The 18,111-nt window shown below is 29.5% G+C and carries 18 protein-coding genes and 6 tRNA genes; 13 read left to right on the top strand and 11 right to left on the bottom strand.

The window, feature by feature from the left end:
- Nucleotides 1-162: 162 nt before the first annotated feature.
- The 8 genes from MBORA_RS05315 to MBORA_RS05280 form a co-directional block, all read right to left on the bottom strand.
- Nucleotides 163-777: an MBL fold metallo-hydrolase gene (locus MBORA_RS05315; RefSeq protein ID WP_042691878.1), complete on the bottom strand. Its 615-nt coding sequence runs from the start codon at nucleotides 775-777 to the stop codon at nucleotides 163-165.
- A gap of 46 nt (nucleotides 778-823) precedes the next feature.
- Nucleotides 824-971, bottom strand: a tRNA-Trp gene (locus MBORA_RS05310).
- A gap of 55 nt (nucleotides 972-1,026) precedes the next feature.
- On the bottom strand, nucleotides 1,027-1,434 hold the full coding sequence (gene hjc, locus MBORA_RS05305) for a Holliday junction resolvase Hjc (RefSeq protein WP_042691880.1): 408 nt from the start codon (nucleotides 1,432-1,434) through the stop codon (nucleotides 1,027-1,029).
- A gap of 42 nt (nucleotides 1,435-1,476) precedes the next feature.
- Nucleotides 1,477-1,552 (bottom strand) — tRNA-His (locus MBORA_RS05300).
- 38 nt (nucleotides 1,553-1,590) lie between these two features.
- Nucleotides 1,591-1,673, bottom strand: a tRNA-Leu gene (locus MBORA_RS05295).
- A gap of 54 nt (nucleotides 1,674-1,727) precedes the next feature.
- Nucleotides 1,728-1,802: transfer RNA gene (locus MBORA_RS05290), tRNA-Glu, on the bottom strand.
- Nucleotides 1,803-1,831: 29 nt separating this feature from the next.
- A tRNA-Ile gene (locus tag MBORA_RS05285) sits at nucleotides 1,832-1,905 on the bottom strand.
- Nucleotides 1,906-1,910: 5 nt separating this feature from the next.
- Nucleotides 1,911-1,983, bottom strand: a tRNA-Asn gene (locus MBORA_RS05280).
- 193 nt (nucleotides 1,984-2,176) lie between these two features.
- Between MBORA_RS05280 and MBORA_RS05275 the strand changes: the two genes are divergently transcribed.
- The 9 genes from MBORA_RS05275 (at nucleotide 2,177) to MBORA_RS05235 (ending at nucleotide 9,751) form a co-directional block, all read left to right on the top strand.
- Nucleotides 2,177-3,166, top strand: a complete 990-nt coding sequence (locus tag MBORA_RS05275) for a radical SAM protein (RefSeq protein ID WP_042691883.1) — start codon at nucleotides 2,177-2,179, stop codon at nucleotides 3,164-3,166.
- A gap of 34 nt (nucleotides 3,167-3,200) precedes the next feature.
- Nucleotides 3,201-4,172: an NAD(P)H-dependent glycerol-3-phosphate dehydrogenase gene (locus MBORA_RS05270; RefSeq protein WP_042691885.1), complete on the top strand. Its 972-nt coding sequence runs from the start codon at nucleotides 3,201-3,203 to the stop codon at nucleotides 4,170-4,172.
- A 9-nt stretch (nucleotides 4,173-4,181) separates the two neighbouring features.
- A complete protein-coding gene (locus tag MBORA_RS05265; protein ID WP_063720340.1) occupies nucleotides 4,182-4,949 on the top strand; it encodes a phosphocholine cytidylyltransferase family protein in 768 nt (255 codons plus the stop codon).
- Nucleotides 4,950-5,093: 144 nt separating this feature from the next.
- The gene (gene gatB / locus MBORA_RS05260) at nucleotides 5,094-6,446 is read left to right on the top strand and encodes an Asp-tRNA(Asn)/Glu-tRNA(Gln) amidotransferase subunit GatB (RefSeq protein WP_042691893.1); all 1,353 of its coding nucleotides are present in this window, start codon (nucleotides 5,094-5,096) and stop codon (nucleotides 6,444-6,446) included.
- A 16-nt stretch (nucleotides 6,447-6,462) separates the two neighbouring features.
- Nucleotides 6,463-7,266: a CBS domain-containing ParB/RepB/Spo0J family partition protein gene (locus tag MBORA_RS05255; RefSeq protein ID WP_042692168.1), complete on the top strand. Its 804-nt coding sequence runs from the start codon at nucleotides 6,463-6,465 to the stop codon at nucleotides 7,264-7,266.
- Nucleotides 7,267-7,557 (top strand): phosphoribosyl-ATP diphosphatase, encoded by a 291-nt coding sequence (gene hisE, locus MBORA_RS05250; protein WP_042691894.1) that lies wholly within the window; start codon nucleotides 7,267-7,269, stop codon nucleotides 7,555-7,557. It begins immediately after the preceding gene.
- A 73-nt stretch (nucleotides 7,558-7,630) separates the two neighbouring features.
- The gene (locus tag MBORA_RS05245; RefSeq protein WP_042692171.1) at nucleotides 7,631-8,398 is read left to right on the top strand and encodes an ABC transporter permease; all 768 of its coding nucleotides are present in this window, start codon (nucleotides 7,631-7,633) and stop codon (nucleotides 8,396-8,398) included.
- Between the two features lie 9 nt (nucleotides 8,399-8,407).
- Complete coding sequence (locus MBORA_RS05240; protein ID WP_082853388.1) at nucleotides 8,408-9,229, top strand: ABC transporter ATP-binding protein; 822 nt, start codon at nucleotides 8,408-8,410, stop codon at nucleotides 9,227-9,229.
- A gap of 12 nt (nucleotides 9,230-9,241) precedes the next feature.
- Nucleotides 9,242-9,751, top strand: a complete 510-nt coding sequence (locus tag MBORA_RS05235; protein ID WP_042691896.1) for a hypothetical protein — start codon at nucleotides 9,242-9,244, stop codon at nucleotides 9,749-9,751.
- 11 nt (nucleotides 9,752-9,762) lie between these two features.
- On the opposite strand, the gene MBORA_RS05230 is transcribed toward MBORA_RS05235, so the two are convergent.
- On the bottom strand, nucleotides 9,763-10,320 hold the full coding sequence (locus MBORA_RS05230) for a GNAT family N-acetyltransferase (protein WP_042691899.1): 558 nt from the start codon (nucleotides 10,318-10,320) through the stop codon (nucleotides 9,763-9,765).
- Between the two features lies 1 nt (nucleotide 10,321).
- Nucleotides 10,322-11,083: a nickel pincer cofactor biosynthesis protein LarB gene (gene larB, locus MBORA_RS05225; protein WP_063720339.1), complete on the bottom strand. Its 762-nt coding sequence runs from the start codon at nucleotides 11,081-11,083 to the stop codon at nucleotides 10,322-10,324.
- An 81-nt stretch (nucleotides 11,084-11,164) separates the two neighbouring features.
- On the opposite strand from larB, the gene hypF reads away from it, so the two are divergent.
- On the top strand, nucleotides 11,165-13,411 hold the full coding sequence (gene hypF, locus MBORA_RS05220; RefSeq protein ID WP_063720338.1) for a carbamoyltransferase HypF: 2,247 nt from the start codon (nucleotides 11,165-11,167) through the stop codon (nucleotides 13,409-13,411).
- On the opposite strand, the gene MBORA_RS05215 is transcribed toward hypF, so the two are convergent.
- Nucleotides 13,397-13,963, bottom strand: coding sequence for an ArsR/SmtB family transcription factor (locus MBORA_RS05215; RefSeq protein ID WP_052331748.1), 567 nt, complete (start codon nucleotides 13,961-13,963; stop codon nucleotides 13,397-13,399). The two genes, hypF and MBORA_RS05215, sit on opposite strands and share 15 nt — an antisense overlap.
- A gap of 245 nt (nucleotides 13,964-14,208) precedes the next feature.
- Between MBORA_RS05215 and MBORA_RS05210 the strand changes: the two genes are divergently transcribed.
- The 3 genes from MBORA_RS05210 to dnaJ all read left to right on the top strand — a co-directional run bounded on the left by MBORA_RS05210 (nucleotide 14,209) and on the right by dnaJ (nucleotide 17,945).
- Entirely contained in the window at nucleotides 14,209-14,760 is a 552-nt protein-coding gene (locus MBORA_RS05210; protein WP_063720337.1) for a nucleotide exchange factor GrpE, read from the top strand.
- Nucleotides 14,761-14,800: 40 nt separating this feature from the next.
- A complete protein-coding gene (gene dnaK, locus MBORA_RS05205) occupies nucleotides 14,801-16,672 on the top strand; it encodes a molecular chaperone DnaK (RefSeq protein WP_063720336.1) in 1,872 nt (623 codons plus the stop codon).
- 127 nt (nucleotides 16,673-16,799) lie between these two features.
- Complete coding sequence (gene dnaJ / locus MBORA_RS05200) at nucleotides 16,800-17,945, top strand: molecular chaperone DnaJ (RefSeq protein ID WP_042691904.1); 1,146 nt, start codon at nucleotides 16,800-16,802, stop codon at nucleotides 17,943-17,945.
- Nucleotides 17,946-18,111 lie beyond the last annotated feature (166 nt).

The following is an 18,111-nucleotide window of genomic DNA, read 5'->3' as shown; positions in this document are numbered from 1 at the left end:
TAATGCTTTAAATCAGCTTTAACTTCATGAATTTTAGAAAGTGGGATATCTTTATTAATATAAGCATTTCTACTCATATTACTATTTTAGTCACATTTAATATAAATATTTTTTGTCTAAAACTATAATTATATGATTTAAGGATTTTAAAAATTTTAAGCATTAAAACATAGAATATGACAATAATAAGTGTTGATTTCCATTTCCTTCAACAACAGGCCCGTGCCCAGGATAAATATTTAAAACATCTAATTTCATTAATTTAGAAACAGATTTTTTTAAATCATTCCAATTTCCACCAATATCCGTTCTACCAACACCACCACCAGCAAATATTGTGTCACCAGATATTAAATTTTCACCATTCCATAAACAGATTCCTCCTTTAGTATGGCCAGGAGTATGAATAACTTCAAAATTTCCTATTTTATCTCCTTCTTCTAATTCAATATCTACTTTAGATTGAATATTATCTACACCAAATGTTTCAGATGCTGTTAGAAAACTATCGCCATTTCTTAGAGAAAGTGCATCTAATCTATGAATAGCTATTTTTGCATTTGGAAATAGATGATTACCTCCCACATGATCAAAATGGCAATGAGTGTTTACTATTAATTCTATATTTTCAGGTTCAACTCCATTTTCACGAAGTTTAGAGAATAAATATTCTTTATTAGTACCAGTACCCGTATCTACAAGCACATTTCCATTAATTAAATAAGAATTAGAATCTAAATTAAACCCGATGATTGTAATAATTTCATTAGAACTCATGAAAGATAATATTATAATTATTAATAAAAAAAGTTTTGTATAAAAATGGGGTCACAGGGATTTGAACCCCGATCCTAGGATTTCTCTTGTCTCAGTACTCCAATTGATCATCACAACGGATACTGTTCAGTTACGCGTATATTTCTTCAAAGACAACTGGAGTCCCAGATGATGCCTGATTACACTATAACCCCACATAACATACTAGCAATAATATATCTTAATTAATATATAAACTTTATGATGAATTTAAAATTTCATCTGCTTATCGATACCTGTGATCTCATCAATTTCTAGGGCTTTTTCTAAAGCATAATCTTTTTCTATCTTGTAATTACCATTTTTAGTGCGTTGAGTATTATTCGGTTCTAAAAAAAGCCATTTAGTATATTTGAATTTAACACCAATATATGCTTTAGCTCCAAATTTATCAGAAAACTCACATAATGCATCAATTTGTGGAAAATCAATGTAGATTTTATCTTTTGTAGTAGTTTTAACTTCTATTGCCAGGTATAGTTTGCCATTTCCAGCAACAACATCAGGTAATGGATTTTTAGTTGCACCTCCAGAAGCAGGAGCTCTCATTGCAGCAAAATTTCTATCCCAAAGTTTATGAACCAAATCTCTTTCTTCAACAGAGCCTTTTTTAGCCAAATTAACACCATAGGAATTATTTTAAAAAAAAGTTTTTATAAATGGGGCCGGGGCCGAGATTCGAACCCGAGTCACGGGATCCACAGTCCCGTAGGATGACCACCTACCCTACCCCGGCATTATTAAATAAGATATAAAATAAAAAAAATGCTAAAATGCGGGAGCAGGGATTCGAACCCTGGTAGACCTGCGTCAACAGGTCCTAAGCCTGTCCCCTTTGGCCTCTCGGGCACCCCCGCTTATAAAAACAAAGGATACATAGAAACCATTAAAATCTTAACAAGTTTTTTAAATGCTCCGGCCGGGATTCGAACCCGAGTCTTCGGCTCGAAAGGCCGAAATGATTGGCCGGACTACACCACCGGAGCATAAACACACATAAAAATTTTAAATAACATGGGCCCAATGGGGTTCGAACCCATGGCCTTCCGGTTATGAGCCGGACGCTCTACCTGGCTAAGCTATGGGCCCTAAAGCGCCATCGACAGGGCTCGAACCTGTGACCAATCGGTTAACAGCCGAACGCTCTACCTACTGAGCTACGATGGCATATAATAACCCACCATCTTAACCAAATATTACCCATGTTTAAAAATCAAAGACTTTAAACAGTAATCATAGTTTTGATTGTAATATTATATAAAGGTTGTGATTATTTCCCGTTTTCAATGAAATAATTGAAACCTATTAATTAAATTAATACAAAGTGATATATAATCTTAACTATAAAATAATAAAAACAATGATAGAAATGGACAATAACATTTTTGATTTAATGAAAAAAGCTAATGAAATAACCTTAAAAAATCATGGAAACATAATTACTCTTGAGAGAGCCATATTCTTATCCTGGTGGTGTGATAAAGGTGATTGTGCATTTTGTTACATGTCTACACAAAAAAACAAAATTAAAGATCCAAGAAAAGCCAAAAGAAACATCAATAATATCTATGCTGAAGCAGAAATGTGTAAAAGACTTGATTGGAATATTGAATTTTTATCTGGAGGTTATGAGTCTTTTAGCACCAAAGAAATTAAAAAAATAGCTGCAAATATCAAAGAAATTACTGGTGATGGAGTTTGGTTAAATACTGGAATTACAAATGATTTAGAAGAATTTGGTAATGAAATCAAAGGAATTACTGGTGCTATTGAAATAGTTAACCCAAAACTTCATGATAAAATATGTCCAAGTAAAAGCTTAGATGATATAAGTCAAATGTTAGATATTTCAGGTGACTTAGGATTTAAAAAAGCTATTACTATAATTTTAGGCCTTGGAGAAACATTAGAGGATATGGATTATCTCTTAAACTATATTAAAAATCACAAAATTGATAGAGTAATATTTTACTCATTAAATCCCCATAAAGAAACAATTTATGCTAACTCATCACAGCCTGCTTCTCTTTATTATGCTCAAGTCGTGTCACATGTTAGGCTAGCTTTTCCAAAAATAGAAATTATATGTGGAACCTGGATTGATAATTTAGCTAATATTGGAATATTAATTTTAAGTGGAGCTAACGGAATTACAAAATTCCCATTATTTAAAATGTTTGGAACTAAATACGGAAAAAGAGTTGAAGAAGAAGTTAAATGGAGTGGTCGTGAACTTAAAGGAACATTTACAGATAAAATCAAATTAGGTTTAGAAAAAAGTAAATTTAATCCTGAGCTAGATAAATTTATTAAAAGATATATTAAAGAATCTTTAAAGAATAAATATTAAATATAATATAAATTTAAAATTGAAAGGTGTGTTAATGAATATTAATGTCGGCGTTGTAGGTGCAGGTACTATGGGTACCGCTCTTGCACAGCGTGTAAGTGAAAATGTAGAACAGGTAATTTTACATGTAAGAAAACAAGACCTTTGTGATGATATTAATAATGATAGACATAATTCTCAATATTATCCTAATCTAAAATTAAATGAAAATATAATTGCAACATTAGATATTTCTGATTTAAAAAAATGTAGCATAGTAGTATTAGCTATTCCATCATCCGCTTTTAGAACAACCCTTAAAAGTTTAAAAAAATACCTTAAAAAAGATACAATTATTGTTACTACTGCAAAAGGAATTGAATACCCCTCTTTAAAAACTATGGGAAATTTAATTGAAGAGTATTTTGATGAAAATTATGTTGCATTATCTGGACCAAATTTTGCTTCAGAAATAATGTTAAATCTACCAACCATTACAAACATTGCTTCAAATAGTATGGAAAACTCTTTAAAAGTTAAAAAAGCTTTAACTACAGAACAATTTAAAATAAAAATAATTGATGATGTAATTGGAATAGAATTTTGTGGAGTTTTAAAAAATATTAATGCAATAGCTAATGGAATATGTGAAGGAATGAATATTAATGAAAATGCACGATATAGTATTTTAACTAAAGGTTTTAAAGATACAATTAAAATAATTGAATCTATTGGAGGTAAATCCGAAACAGTACATGAATATTGTGGATTTGGAGATTTAATATTAACTTCTACATCCCATGAAAGTAGAAACCATACTTTAGGAATATTATATGGTCAAAGATTGATTATCGATGAAAATGCAAGTGGTGTTGTATTTGAAGGTAAAAACTCTATAAAAGCAGTGAAAGATATTTGTAATGAAAATAATATAGATAGTAATATCGTTGACTTTGTTTATAATGTAATTATTAAAAAACAACCTCCTTTAAAAGCATTTAAAGAATTATGGAGTACAGTTAAATAGGTGATTATAATGATTAGTGTAATTTTATCCGCTGGAATGGGTACTAGATTAATGCCCCTTACCAAAAACATTCCAAAACCACTACTTGAGCTTAATAGAACAACATTACTTGAAAGAATGATTAAAAATTGCATAGCAATTGATATAAAAGAATTTATAGCTGTTGTTGGATACAATAAAGATAAAGTAATTGATTTGGCAGGAAAATTAGAAAAAAAACATGATATCAATATTAAAATTATTGAAAACACCGAATATGACATGACAAATACGTCTGTTTCCACATATCTTGCAAGTAATTATATAGAAAGAGAACACCTAGATGATTTTATTTTAATTAACGGAGATAATGTCGTTGATCCTAAAATTATCCAAAATATTGCAAAAAGAAACAATACTAGTATGATTATTGATAATTATAAAAATCTTAATGAAGAATCATTTAAATTAATCATAGGCGAAAAATCATTGAAAGAAAATGATTCAATAGCTAATGGAATTATTGAAGAAATTGGAAAAGGAATAGATATTGAAAGTTCAACTGGAGAATTCATTGGTGTTTCAAAAGTAGCTAAAAAAGATGTTTCAAAATTTAATAAAATACTTGTTGAATTAATTGATGAAGATAAGCAAAATTATTACGATTTTGCATATAAAAAACTAAGCAAAGAAAGTCCAATAGATTTTGTTCTTACTAATGGTTTGAAATGGACAGAAATTGATGATCATGATGATTGGGCTATTGCAAAACAATTAATAAATGAATTTGAAAATTAATTTATTTTATTTTATTTTATTTTTATACATAATCGTTAAATATCCATATATTTTAATAATATTTATAAATTCATTAGTACAAATAGATATTTAATATAAAAAATTACTCAAAGTGGAGGAATTACTATTAATGACGATGTCAACATGATGTGTGGACTTGAAATACATGTACAATTAGAAACTGAATCAAAATTATTCTGTGATTGTCCAACTAACTATCAAGAAGCCCCTGCAAACACAAATATCTGTCCAATTTGTTTAAATCAACCAGGAGCAAAGCCACATCCAACAAATAAAAAAGCATTAGATAATGCATTAATGATTGCTTTAATGTTAAACTGTAAAATTGATAAAGGATTTACTTATTTTATGAGAAAACACTATGATTATCCAGATTTGCCTTCTGGTTATCAAAGAACTTCTGTACCAATTGGATACGAAGGAGAATTAAACGGGATTAGAATTAGGGAAATACATGTTGAAGAGGACCCTGGACAATATAAACCAGACAGAGGCATTGTTAACTTCAACCGTTCTGGAATTCCATTAGTAGAAATTGTAACAGAACCAGATATAAAATCCCCAGAAGAAGCAAGGGATTTTTTAAAAGAATTAATTCGTGTTTTACAATATAGTGGAGGAGCTCGTGGTGAAGGTACTATGAGAGCAGATGTAAACATTTCTATCGAAGGCGGAAACAGAGTAGAAATGAAAAACGTTAACTCCATTAAAGGTGCATATAAAGCATTGAAATTTGAACTTGTAAGACAAAAAAACCTTATGAAAAGGGGAGTTGAAGTTAAACAAGAAACTCGCGCATATCTCGAATCTCAAATGATCACGGTTGGAATGAGATTAAAAGAAGATGCTGATGATTATAGATTCATACCAGATCCCGACTTACCACCAATGGAAATAACTGAAAACGCAATTCAAAACACCTTAGAAACAATGCCTGAAGCACCTCACAATAAAGTAAAACGATTTGTAACAGATTACAATATTGATGAAGAATCTGCTAAAGTATTAACTTCAGAATTAGATTTAGCAATAGCTTATGAAGAAGTAGCTAAACAAATAGACCCTAAATTTGCATCAAAGTGGATGAGAGATGAACTTAAAAGAGTATTATCCTACAATAAATTAACTTTTGTAGATAGTGGAATTCTAGTTGAAGATTTAGTTGAATTTTTTAATATGCTTTTATCTAAAACTATTACAACCAAAGCAGGTCAAAGAATTATTGAGCAAATGCCAAATAACAAACAAACTCCCAAAGCAATTGCAGAAGAGTTAGGTTTGCTTGGTGTTGTAAAAGATGATGAAATAATAAATGCTGCAAAACAAGCTATTGATGAAAATCCAAAAGCTGTTGAAGATTATCTTACAGGTCAAAAAGCTTCTCTTAACTATCTTGTAGGCCAAGTAATGAGAATAACTCGCGGAAAAGCAGATCCTGGAGAAACTGTTAAAATATTAAAAGAAAATATTGAGTAAAATAATGGAAGATAACATGACTGAGAAAAAATCTTTTGTGAAAGATTATATGACAAGAAATGTTATTAGTGTTTCTCCAGAAACTACAACAACCGAAATTATAAGATTAATGAAAGAAAGCGACCACAATAGTTATCCAGTTGTTGAAAATAACAAATTAGTTGGAATGGTAACTGCATTTGATGTAGTAATTAAAGATTGGGCAGAAAAAGTTAAAGATATAATGAGTACTAAATTAGTAGTTGCCAATGAAGATTTATCCATAAACGATGCATCTAGAGTCATGTTTAGAAGAGGAATCTCTAGGATGCCTGTTGTAGATGAAAATGGTAAGTTAGTTGGGATAATTACAAATACCGATATGGTAAGATCCCACATTGAACGTTCAACACCCAATAAAGTAGAGTATTTCAAAAGTACATTGGAACAGTTATATGGAATTAAAACTACTTTAAAACACATGAGAGTAGCTACCGATAAATTAAGACCAACACAAGATAGAGTATATGCAGATGAACTTGAAGGCAGAAGTTATGAATTAGAACGAGGTTTAGCTGAGCCAGCAATTGTTGTTAAAACTGGTGATAGGTGGATTTTAGTAGATGGGCACCATAGGGCTGTTGCTTCAAAACAAATGGGGTGTAAAACTGTTGATTCATATGTTATTGATTTAGGTCAAGATATTAAATTAGGTATGGAAAAAACAGCAGATAACTCTGGAATAAAAACATTTGACGATATTGAAATTATTGATGATGACCATCATCCATTAATAGCTATTACTGAAAGTATTCAAGATAGGGCAAAAGGCGATGATTAAATGAGTAATGATGAGATTATAAGACAAGTTTATGAGGTCTTAGAAGATAGAAGAGACAATCCTATTGATTCATATACTTCAAATATTATGCAAGATAGTGATAAAAAAGCAGAAGATAAAATACTTGAAAAAATATCTGAAGAAGCTGGAGAAGTTTTATTAGCTGCTAAAAATAATGAAAATCTCGTTTATGAATCTGTAGATTTAATATTTCATACATTATTGATTTTAGTTCACAAAGGAATTGATATTGACGAAATATTCGATGAGTTTGCAAGAAGACGAAAATAATAGTGATTTTAAAGTAAAACATTTATTAATAAAATTTAACAAAATAATAGTAAATCGAAAGTTGGTTGAAAATATGTTTGACACGATGGCGGAGAAAAAATTTTTATTGCAACAACTAGTTAAAAGAGATTTTACTTCCAAATACAAGGATTCTGTATTAGGAATTGCTTGGAGTTTTTTCAACCCTCTTTTAATCATGTTAGTATTTACCGCTATTTTTTCAATGTTATTCGGTCGTCAAATCGAAAACTATCCTGTTTATTTCTTATCTGGTAGATTAATATATGATTTTTATAGTGCTGGAACAAAAGGTTCTATGAGATCTATTAGAAGAAATTCTGGAATATTAAAGAAAATTTATGTACCTAAATACATGTTTTCAATAAGTTCTGTATGTTATGAATTTATTAACTTTTTAATATCATTTGTAATCCTATTTGGAGTCATGATAATTACTGGTGCTCCATTCCACTCAACAATATTATTTGCAATAATTCCTCTTTTATTTTTAGTAATATTGATATTTGGAATTGGTTTAATACTAGCTGTTTGTAATACTTATTTCACTGATATTGGATATCTTTATAATGTTTTTACATTGGTTTTAATGTATGCCTCTGCATTGTTTTATCCAATAGAAATCGTTCCTGCGACTGTTCAAAAGATATTTACTCTAAACCCGGTTTATACTGCAATTTGTTGTTTTAGAGAGTGTGTAGTCTTCGGTATAATACCAGATATTACACAAATACTTTATTTAGCCACATTTGCAATGATAGTTTTAATAATTGGAATTCTATTATTTAGTATTTACGAGAAAAAATTAGCATTAGAAATATAAGGTTTTATAATGAGTTTAATAAGTAAAATAAAAAGTGGTTCTAAAACTGAAAAAATAACTAAAAAAATTAAAGATGATAATATTGCAGTTAAAGTTGATCACTTAGTAATGGAATTTAAAATAACTAATGATAAAATAGATACCTTAAAAGAATATGTCATTAGAACTCTTAAACGAAATAAAAAAGAAAAGAAAATGATTAGAGTTCTTGACGATATTTCATTTACTGTTTATAGAGGAGATAAATTAGGCATACTTGGATTTAATGGTGCTGGAAAAAGTACATTATTAAAAATTTTAGCAGGAATTTATGAACCTAGTTCTGGTTCTATTCAAATTAATGGTAAAATAGCTCCTTTACTTGAATTAAGTGCTGGTTTTGATAAAAATTATTCTGGAGCAAACAATATCTATTTAAATGGTGCTTTTTTAAGCATGGATAAAAAATACCTTGAAGAAAAATATGATGAAATCGTTGAATTTTCTGAACTTGGTGAATTTATTAATTATCCTGTGAAAAATTATTCCTCTGGTATGAGAGCTAAATTAGGTTTTTCAATAGCTACCCTTATTGAACCAGATATTTTAATTGTTGATGAAATTTTATCTGTTGGAGATATTAAATTCAGAAAAAAAAGTTCTGAAAAAATTAATTCCCTTATGAAACAAGGAGTAACCGTGTTACTTGTTTCACATTCAATTAACCAAATTAAAAAAATTTGTGATAAGTGTATTTGGCTTGAAGATGGTAAAATTGTAATGCAAGGTGATGCGCAAGAAGTATGCGATGCATATGTAAAAAGTGCTAAATCAAAAAAGAAAAAAAAGTAAGAGGGTTTGAAAATGAATAATAAATGGCTAATTATAATATTTGTATTACTTATTGGATTAGGTAGCTTATATCTAATTGTTGAATCTTCTAATACCGTTGGTAGTGCAATAATGGGAGTAAGCAAATATACTGTTACACTACCAGATGGCTTTTCAAATGCAAAAGCAGGAGATGAAACTCCAACAATGGTAAATGGAGCAACTAAAGAAACAATTGTTTTTAAAGATTTAGGTAAAGAAAAAAAGATGCCCAAAATCATTAAGAGCGAATATGACAACTTAACTAATAATGATGAAATTGAAATTCTTAAAAACACAACAAATAATACTCAAAATAATGTTCATACTATAATTTATAAAAATCTAACAAATGATGAAAATTATTCCATGATATTTTTTACTAAATTTAATCATGGATTTTCACTTAAAATTTGGAATTATACTAGTGAAAATGAACTTATCGATCATGTTAATTTCATCATAAATACAATGCAACCAGATTATAAACAAAAACAAGATTAATTAGATAGGTATTAAAGTTTAAGTTCCATATTATACATACCACGTGTAAAACTACCTATTTTAACTCTTTTTTTATTAAACACGTTAAAACCAAGTTTTTCATATAACGATTTTGCACCATCATTTCTAAAATCAGCATCTAAGGTGATTCTTTTAAAACCATTAGATTTAGCATGGCTAATTAAATCATTTAAAACTTCGGTACCTAACCCCTTACCTCTCATATTAGAATCAATAGCTAATTCTGCAACATAAAAATCTCCTTTTTTAATATCACAAGTAACTAAACAATCTAGGATATCGATTAAAATTAGTTTAAATGGTTTTAAATGATAATGCTGCTTTAAATCGTTATGTTCAATCTTTAAAACTCCAACTATTTCTTCTGCATCATTTAAAATTACTTTAGTAGAATTTGATTGATGCTTTTCTAAATCTTTTTTAATATCTAAAATAGCAGTGTTTTTGTTTTTATACAATGTTTCAAAAGTTCTAAAATCAACATCATAAATAAGACTAGCTACTTTTAAAGAATCGTGAATAGATGGATTGAAAGTTTTATAAAACATTCTATCTACTGTTAATTATTGTTAAAGCAAAAACTCCTGCTCCAAAACCATTATCAATATTTACAACTGCAATTCCTGGAGCACATGATTGAAGCATTGAATCAAGAGCCACACGACCACCTTCACCAACACCATAGCCTACAGATGTTGGAACACCAATGACGGGAACATCAACTAATCCTGCAACAACAGAAGGTAGTGCTCCTTCCATTCCAGCACACACTATAAATACACTTACTCTTTCCTTAACCATCCTAGCTATTTGAGGTAATAATCTATGTATTCCTGCAACACCAACATCATAAGAAGTTAAAACTTCACAACCCCCTTCTTCAACTATTACACGAGCTTCCTCTGCTATGTTAATATCAGAAGTTCCTGCAGTTAAAATACCAACTTTAGCAATTGGTTCTGTTTTATTTTCTTTTTTTTTAATAACTAAAATTTGAGCTCGACTGTTATAATCAAAAATTAAATTATTAGAAGTTAAGTCTTTAATGAGTTTTTTATAACGCTGCTTTGATAATTTAGTTATAATAAGATTTTCATTATTATTTTTTATATAATTCTCAATAATTACTAAAAGATCATCATAATCTTTACCCATTGAAAATACTGCTTCTGGAAAACCTGTTCTTGATTTTCTATCATTATCAAACTTAGCAACATCATTAAACTCTAAGATGGTATTTGCTTTTAATTTATTTTCAGCATCATCAATAGTGATTTCTCCATTAATCAATTTTTTAAGAATTTCCTTCATACAATGATTTTAGAAATAAGATATTAAAAAAACTTATTATAAAATTTTAAATAATAATCTAACTTAAATAATATATTATCTATGATGGCAAAAAAGATTTTAACTCAAGGAATAGTTCAAGGTGTGGGATTTAGACCATATGTTTATAGATTAGCTATCGACTTAAATTTAAAAGGTTATGTTAGAAACTTAGGAAATGTAGTTGAAATAATCATTGAAGGAAATAAGTGTAATTTATTTATTGAAAGATTGTCTAAAGAATTACCTCCAATAGCTAAAATTGACATGATGGACATTGAAGATATTGAAAATAACAACTATACTGAGTTTAAAATCATTGAAAGTAATAATGCTTATTCTGGAATAAGTGTAATACCACCAGACATTGCAATTTGCGATAAATGTTTGGAAGAAATCAGAAATCCAAATGATAGACGTTATAAATACCCTTTTAATGCATGTACTGATTGTGGACCTAGGTTTACAGTAATTGACAGTGTCCCCTACGATAGAATTAGAACAACGATGAAAGACTTTCCATTATGTGATAATTGCTTAGTTGAATACAAAAACCCTTTAAACAGACGATATCATGGAGAAGCTATTTGTTGTGATGAATGTGGTCCTCAAATGGCTATTTATAAAGGAAATAAGCTTTTAAATGCCAAAAATCCCATTAAAAAAGGCTCTGAAATATTAAAAGATGGAAAAATATTAGCTATTAAAGGAATTGGGGGAACACATTTAGCTGTAGATGCATATAATGATAAAGCAATTAAAAAATTAAGAAAACGTTTAAATCGTCCAAACCAAGCTTTTGCAGTTATGAGTAGTGATTTGAATGCTGTTAAAAATTATGCATTATTGTCTAAAAAAGAAATAGCTACTATTACATCAAATAAAAGACCAATAGTCATTTTAAAGAAAAATGAAAATTACCCATTTCCTAATAGTTTATCTCCTGAACTTCACAATATTGGTGTGATGCTTCCCTACTCTCCAATGCATTATTTACTCTTTGATGAGGGAGATATTGATACTTATGTTATGACTTCAGCCAATATTCCTGGAGAACCTATGATGATTGAGAATAAAGAGATTATTTTAGGAGTTAATGATTATTCCTTAGTTCATAATCGTGAAATTTTAAATAGGTGTGATGATTCGGTTATACGTTTTAGAAATAATGAATTATCTTTTATTAGAAGATCAAGAGGTTATACTCCTGAACCTTATAAAATATCTTCAAAATGTAATGATTTAAACATATTAGCACTAGGTCCTGAACTTGATGTTACTTTTTCAATAGCTAAAAGCAATATGGTCTATCCATCACAACATATTGGAAATACAAATAAGCCTAAAACTCTAGAATTTTTAAAAGAAGCTATTAATAATTTAGAAAAAATCACTAAAATTAATGAATTTGACATAATCGCTTGTGATATGCATCCTCACTTTTTTACAACAAAACTAGCATCGGAACTAGCTAAAAAACACGATGCTGAAATTTTAAAAGTTCAACATCATCATGCACACTCAGTAGCATTAGCTAATGATAACAATATTGATGAACTAATTGTAATTGCCGCAGATGGTGTTGGTTATGGAAGTGATGATACTATTTGGGGTGGAGAAATACTTTACACAAACATTGAAAGTTTTGAAAGATTAGCCCATCTTCAAAGACAATTAATGCCTGGTGGAGATGTTGCAACTAAATATCCTGCAAGAATGCTTGCAAGTATATTAGATGATGAAGATTTAATTAAAAATTATGCTAGCTACTTTAAATATGGTGAGTTAGAAATTAAAAATATTTTTAAACAAATTGAATCTGGAATAAATGTAGGAGTAACTACAAGTACCGGAAGAATCTTGGATTCAATGGCAGTCGCTCTTGAAATATGTCATAAGCGAACATATGAAGGAGAGTGTTCTATGAAATTGGAATCAGCTGCTTATTATTCAACTAATAATTTAGAAATTCCTTATGAAATAAAAAATAATCAATTGAACACGACAGAAATCTTAAAAGAAGTAGTTAAACTATATCAAGATGGAAATAAAGCTTCAGATGTAGCAAAAGCAGGGCAAATTGCAATAGCAAGGGGATTATCAGAACTTGCAGTAAATGCTGCTGATAAGAAAAAAATTAATTCAATTGGAGCTACTGGTGGAGTATTTTACAATGAAAATATCACCAATACTGTAAAAAATTATATAGAAAACAATGGATATGATTTCATCCAACACAAAAACACTTGTGCAGGAGATGGATCAGTATCCCTAGGTCAAGCTATAGTTGCTAAATCATCTATTTTTTAAAGTTCTCTCTAAGATATATTCAGCTCTAGCCTTAAGATTATCATATAACCTTATTTGATTTTTTAACTCTTCGATAGCTTCAAGTTGACCATTATCAATTCTTTTTTCAATATCTAATAATTTAGACCATTCATCCCCTGAAGGAAGTTGTAAAGTATTTAATATGTCTTCAGTTAAGTTAACATCAAAAGAGTTTCTATTAATTGTAATATTAATATTTACTTCATGAGGTAAATCATAATATTTACGTGGCCTCCCCCTTACAATTTTTTTATAAGAAGAATTTAATATACCAATTTCTTCCATTGCCCTTAAATGTTCAATAATAGCTTTCTGACCAATATTTAATTCATTGGAAATTTCACTTACGAACATTGATTCTTCTCTTAAGAGATTAATAATATCCCTTCTTGTTTTACATCCCATTACATCAAGTATATCCTCTTTATCAATCTCTCCTAATGAATTACTATAATCTCCTCTAATTTCAATACCATCATTAGAAGAATTGACATTTATTGCATTTTTGTTAATGTCATTTTGTTTAGTCATGATTATACAATATATCGAAACCTTTATATAACCTTTTGTTACTATAATAATAGTAAGAGAAATGTAACTTTTTGTTACTTTAATATTTGGTTTTGAAAAACTTGGAGTAATAACTCTAAAATAATGAACCATTTTCCTATATGTCCATAAATTCCTAAAAACCAATATTAAAGTTCTTGAAGTAAACTTCTCGGTAAAAGAGTTATTACACAGGTTTTTCAAAAACCTTAAAAAAAGGTGGCTGCATGGTTGATGAAAATAAAAATGAAGAAAATAATGATGAAGATTTTCAAGAAAAATATAATGAACTTCTAAGTGAGATAAACTCCAAAGATGAGGAATTATCAAAAGTTAAAGAAGATCTTGAAAAACAAAATAAAAAAAATGATGAATATTTTTCTCAATTACAAAGACTTCAAGCAGATTTTGAAAATTTCAAAAAAATGAATGATAAACAAAGAAATGAATTAATAAAATTTGCTAATGAAAATATAATCAAAGAAATATTAGATGGATATGAAGACTTTGAAAGAGTCCTCAATAACTCTAATGAATATAAAACTTTAAGAAGTGGTGTAGAATTAATTCATGATAAATTTAGAGATATTTTAGCAAAAGAAGGAATAGAAGAAATTCCAACTAATTGTGAAAAATTTGATCCATTTAAACATGAAGCATTAATGGTTGAAGCTAATGATGATGTTGAAAATGGATATATTATAGAAGAATTAATGAAGGGATACACTTACAAAGATAAAGTCCTTAAATACTCAAAAGTAAGAGTTTGTAAAAAATAATGTTTATTTAATTAATTTATAAAAAAATTTGGTGATAATTATGTCAGATACTAAAAAAGAAAAAATTATTGGAATCGATTTAGGAACAAGTAACTCAGCAGCATCCGTACTTGTAGGCGGAAAACCAACTACAATACCATCTGCAGAAGGAGCAAGCCAATACGGTAAATCCTTCCCAAGTTATGTTGCATTTACTGAAGATGGTCAAATGTTAGTTGGAGAACCAGCAAGAAGACAAGCTGTAACAAACCCAGAAAATACAATTAGTGCAATCAAAAGAAGTATGGGTACAGATCACAAAGTAAATGTAAATGGTAAACAATACACCCCTCAAGAAATTTCTGCATTTATCTTACAAAAAATTAAAAAAGATGCAGAATCATTCTTAGGAGAACCTATACAAAAAGCAGTTATTACTGTACCTGCTTACTTTGACGATAACCAAAGACAAGCTACAAAAGATGCAGGAAGAATAGCTGGTTTGGAAGTGGAAAGACTTGTAAACGAACCAACTGCAGCTAGTTTAGCTTATGGTATTGATAAACAAGATGATGTTGATTTAAATATTATGGTATACGATTTAGGTGGAGGTACCTTAGATGTAACCATCATGGAATTTGGTGGAGGAGTATTTGAAGTAAAATCTACCAGTGGAGACACCCAACTTGGTGGTACTGATATGGATAATGTTCTTTTAAAATACTTAGCAGATGAATTCCAAAAACAAGAAGGAATCAACCTTATGGACAATGATCAAGCTGTTCAGAGATTAAGAGAAGCTGCTGAAAAAGCAAAAATAGAATTATCCACAACCACAACAACCGAAGTAAACTTACCATTTATTGCAATGGGTAGTGATGGAACTCCTAAAAACTTAATCATAACTCTCACTAGAGCCAAATTAGAAGAATTAGTTGATTCTATTGTTGAAAAATCAGGTAAACCAATGCAACAAGCATTAAATGATGCTAAAATGAACAAAAATGAAATTGATAAAATCATTTTAGTAGGTGGACCAACTAGAATGCCTATTGTACAAAAATATGTTGAAAAATTCATAGGAAAATCAGTAGAACGTGGTATTGATCCAATGGAATGTGTATCAATGGGTGCAGCTATTCAAGGAGGAGTATTAGCTGGTGAAATTAAAGATTTAGTATTATTAGATGTTACACCATTATCTTTAGGTATTGAAACCTTAGGTGGAGTATCAACTACCTTAATTGAAAGAAACACTACTATTCCTACTAAAAAAAGCCAAATATTCTCAACTGCTGCAGATAACCAACCATCTGTAGATATTCATGTATTACAAGGAGAAAGAAAAATGGCTGCAGACAATACTACACTTGGAAGATTCCAACTTATCGGAATTCCACCAGCACCAAGAGGTGTTCCTCAAATTGAAGTAACCTTTGATATTGATGCAAATGGTATCATTAATGTATCTGCTAAAGATAAAGGAACTGGTAAAGAACAAGCTATTACTATTACTTCATCTACTAAATTATCTGATGAAGAAATTGAAGAAAAAATCAAAGAAGCAGAAATAAACGCTGAAGCAGATGCAAAAAGACAAGAAGAAATCGAAGTAAAAAACAATGCAGACTCATTAATTTACACTTCAGAAAAAACCTTAGATGAACTTAAAGATCAAGTATCTGAAGATGAAAAATCAAATGTTGAAAAACTGATTGAAGAATTAAGAGAACTTTTAGCTAGCGATGACATTGCTGCCATTAAAGAAAAATCAGATGAATTATCTAATGTAATTCAAGAAATCGGTGCTAAAGTGTATCAACAAGCACAAGCTGAAGCTCAAGCACAACAACAAGCTCAAGAGCAAAATACTGGTGCAGCACCTGATAATGATGATGACACAATCGATGCAGACTATGAAGTAAAAGATTAGATTAAATAATACCGTTTTATTATTTGTTAGGTTAAACAATAAAATCAGAATCAGAATCAATAATAAACTAACAATAAATAAAACTATTATTTTTTCTATTATTTTTAAATCATTACAAGGTGAATAAATGGAGGACAAGCGAGATTATTACGAAGTGCTTGGAGTAGATAAAAACGCTGACGAAAAGACTATTAAAAAAGCTTATCGTGAATTAGCTATGAAATATCACCCTGATGTTAGTGAAGAAGAAAGTGCTGCAGATAAATTTAAAGAAATAAGTGAAGCATATGCTGTTTTATCTGATGACGAAAAACGTCAAAGATATGATCAATTTGGTCATGCAGGTATGGATGGATTTACTGCAGAAGATTTCTATCAAAATGTAAACTTCGAAGATATATTCCAAGGCTTCGATATAGGAAATATATTCGACATGTTTGGTTTTGGTGGAGCTAGTCGCACTAGAGGAACAAGACACGGTCCTCAAAGAGGCTCAGATATTTATACTGAAGTACCAATCACTTTAGAAGAATCCTTTAATGGATGTAAAAAAGAAATAAAGATTACAAAAAGTGAAATCTGCCATACATGTAATGGAAGTAAATCTAAACCAGGTGTTGAGCCACAAACTTGCCCTACATGTGGAGGAACAGGGCAAATAAAAGAAGTTAGTAACACAATTCTTGGTCAAATGATGAATGTAAGACCATGTAGAGAATGTGGTGGTACTGGTAAAATAATTACCTATCCATGTCCAGATTGTCACGGAAAAGGTAGTAAAAGAAAACAAAAAACAATTACAATCGAAATTCCACAAGGTGTTGATGAGGGCAATCATTTAAGAGTTTCTGGTGAAGGAAACTGTGGTGAAGCACCTGGACTTGAAGGAGATTTAATTGTTACAGTTCATGTTAAACGAAATAAGTTATTTGTCCGTGAAGGAGATCATTTATACTACGAACAACAAGTTAGTTTCCCTCAAGCAGCATTAGGAGACTTAATTACTATCCCAACAATTCAAGGAAAAGAAGTTGAATTTAAAATACCTGCTGGAACTCAAAGTGGAACAGTATTTAAATTAAGAAATCAAGGAATGACCTCAGTTAGACATTCAGGTAGGGGAAATTTATACATTACAGTAAATGTTGTAGTTCCTAAAAAATTAAACCACAAACAAAAAGATTTACTAAAAGAATTTGCTGATATGAGTGGAGAAGAAATTAAACATGTTGAAAAAGGATTTTTCGACAAAGTCAAAGAAGCCGTAAAATAAATTAGCTATTATAATTAGCTAGTTTATTCTCTCTTTTATTATAGTTTTTCTCGAAAAGTTTATACCATATAAATTACAAATTAATATTCATGGTAAAAAATAGCAAAAAAATTGAAGGACATCTTGAATTGGATGAAATTAAAGAGGTTATGAAAGAATATAAAGA

The sequence above is a fragment of the Methanobrevibacter oralis genome (assembly GCF_001639275.1).
Classification (GTDB): Archaea; Methanobacteriota; Methanobacteria; order Methanobacteriales; family Methanobacteriaceae; genus Methanocatella; species Methanocatella oralis.
Note: the sequence above shows the minus strand (reverse complement) of the source record. Positions and strands in the feature narration are given on the sequence as shown.

Bases quoted from the DNA above. Each gene is read 5' to 3' on its own strand.
- MBORA_RS05315 (WP_042691878.1), bottom strand. From the start codon at position 777: ATGAGTTCTAATGAAATTATTACAATCATCGGGTTTAATTTAGATTCT.
- MBORA_RS05275 (WP_042691883.1), top strand. From the start codon at position 2,177: ATGATAGAAATGGACAATAACATTTTTGATTTAATGAAAAAAGCTAAT.
- MBORA_RS05270 (WP_042691885.1), top strand. From the start codon at position 3,201: ATGAATATTAATGTCGGCGTTGTAGGTGCAGGTACTATGGGTACCGCT.
- MBORA_RS05265 (WP_063720340.1), top strand. From the start codon at position 4,182: ATGATTAGTGTAATTTTATCCGCTGGAATGGGTACTAGATTAATGCCC.
- gatB (WP_042691893.1), top strand. From the start codon at position 5,094: ATGATGTGTGGACTTGAAATACATGTACAATTAGAAACTGAATCAAAA.
- MBORA_RS05255 (WP_042692168.1), top strand. From the start codon at position 6,463: ATGACTGAGAAAAAATCTTTTGTGAAAGATTATATGACAAGAAATGTT.
- hisE (WP_042691894.1), top strand. From the start codon at position 7,267: ATGAGTAATGATGAGATTATAAGACAAGTTTATGAGGTCTTAGAAGAT.
- MBORA_RS05245 (WP_042692171.1), top strand. From the start codon at position 7,631: ATGTTTGACACGATGGCGGAGAAAAAATTTTTATTGCAACAACTAGTT.
- MBORA_RS05240 (WP_082853388.1), top strand. From the start codon at position 8,408: ATGAGTTTAATAAGTAAAATAAAAAGTGGTTCTAAAACTGAAAAAATA.
- MBORA_RS05235 (WP_042691896.1), top strand. From the start codon at position 9,242: ATGAATAATAAATGGCTAATTATAATATTTGTATTACTTATTGGATTA.
- MBORA_RS05230 (WP_042691899.1), bottom strand. From the start codon at position 10,320: ATGTTTTATAAAACTTTCAATCCATCTATTCACGATTCTTTAAAAGTA.
- larB (WP_063720339.1), bottom strand. From the start codon at position 11,083: ATGAAGGAAATTCTTAAAAAATTGATTAATGGAGAAATCACTATTGAT.
- hypF (WP_063720338.1), top strand. From the start codon at position 11,165: ATGATGGCAAAAAAGATTTTAACTCAAGGAATAGTTCAAGGTGTGGGA.
- MBORA_RS05215 (WP_052331748.1), bottom strand. From the start codon at position 13,963: ATGACTAAACAAAATGACATTAACAAAAATGCAATAAATGTCAATTCT.
- MBORA_RS05210 (WP_063720337.1), top strand. From the start codon at position 14,209: ATGGTTGATGAAAATAAAAATGAAGAAAATAATGATGAAGATTTTCAA.
- dnaK (WP_063720336.1), top strand. From the start codon at position 14,801: ATGTCAGATACTAAAAAAGAAAAAATTATTGGAATCGATTTAGGAACA.
- dnaJ (WP_042691904.1), top strand. From the start codon at position 16,800: ATGGAGGACAAGCGAGATTATTACGAAGTGCTTGGAGTAGATAAAAAC.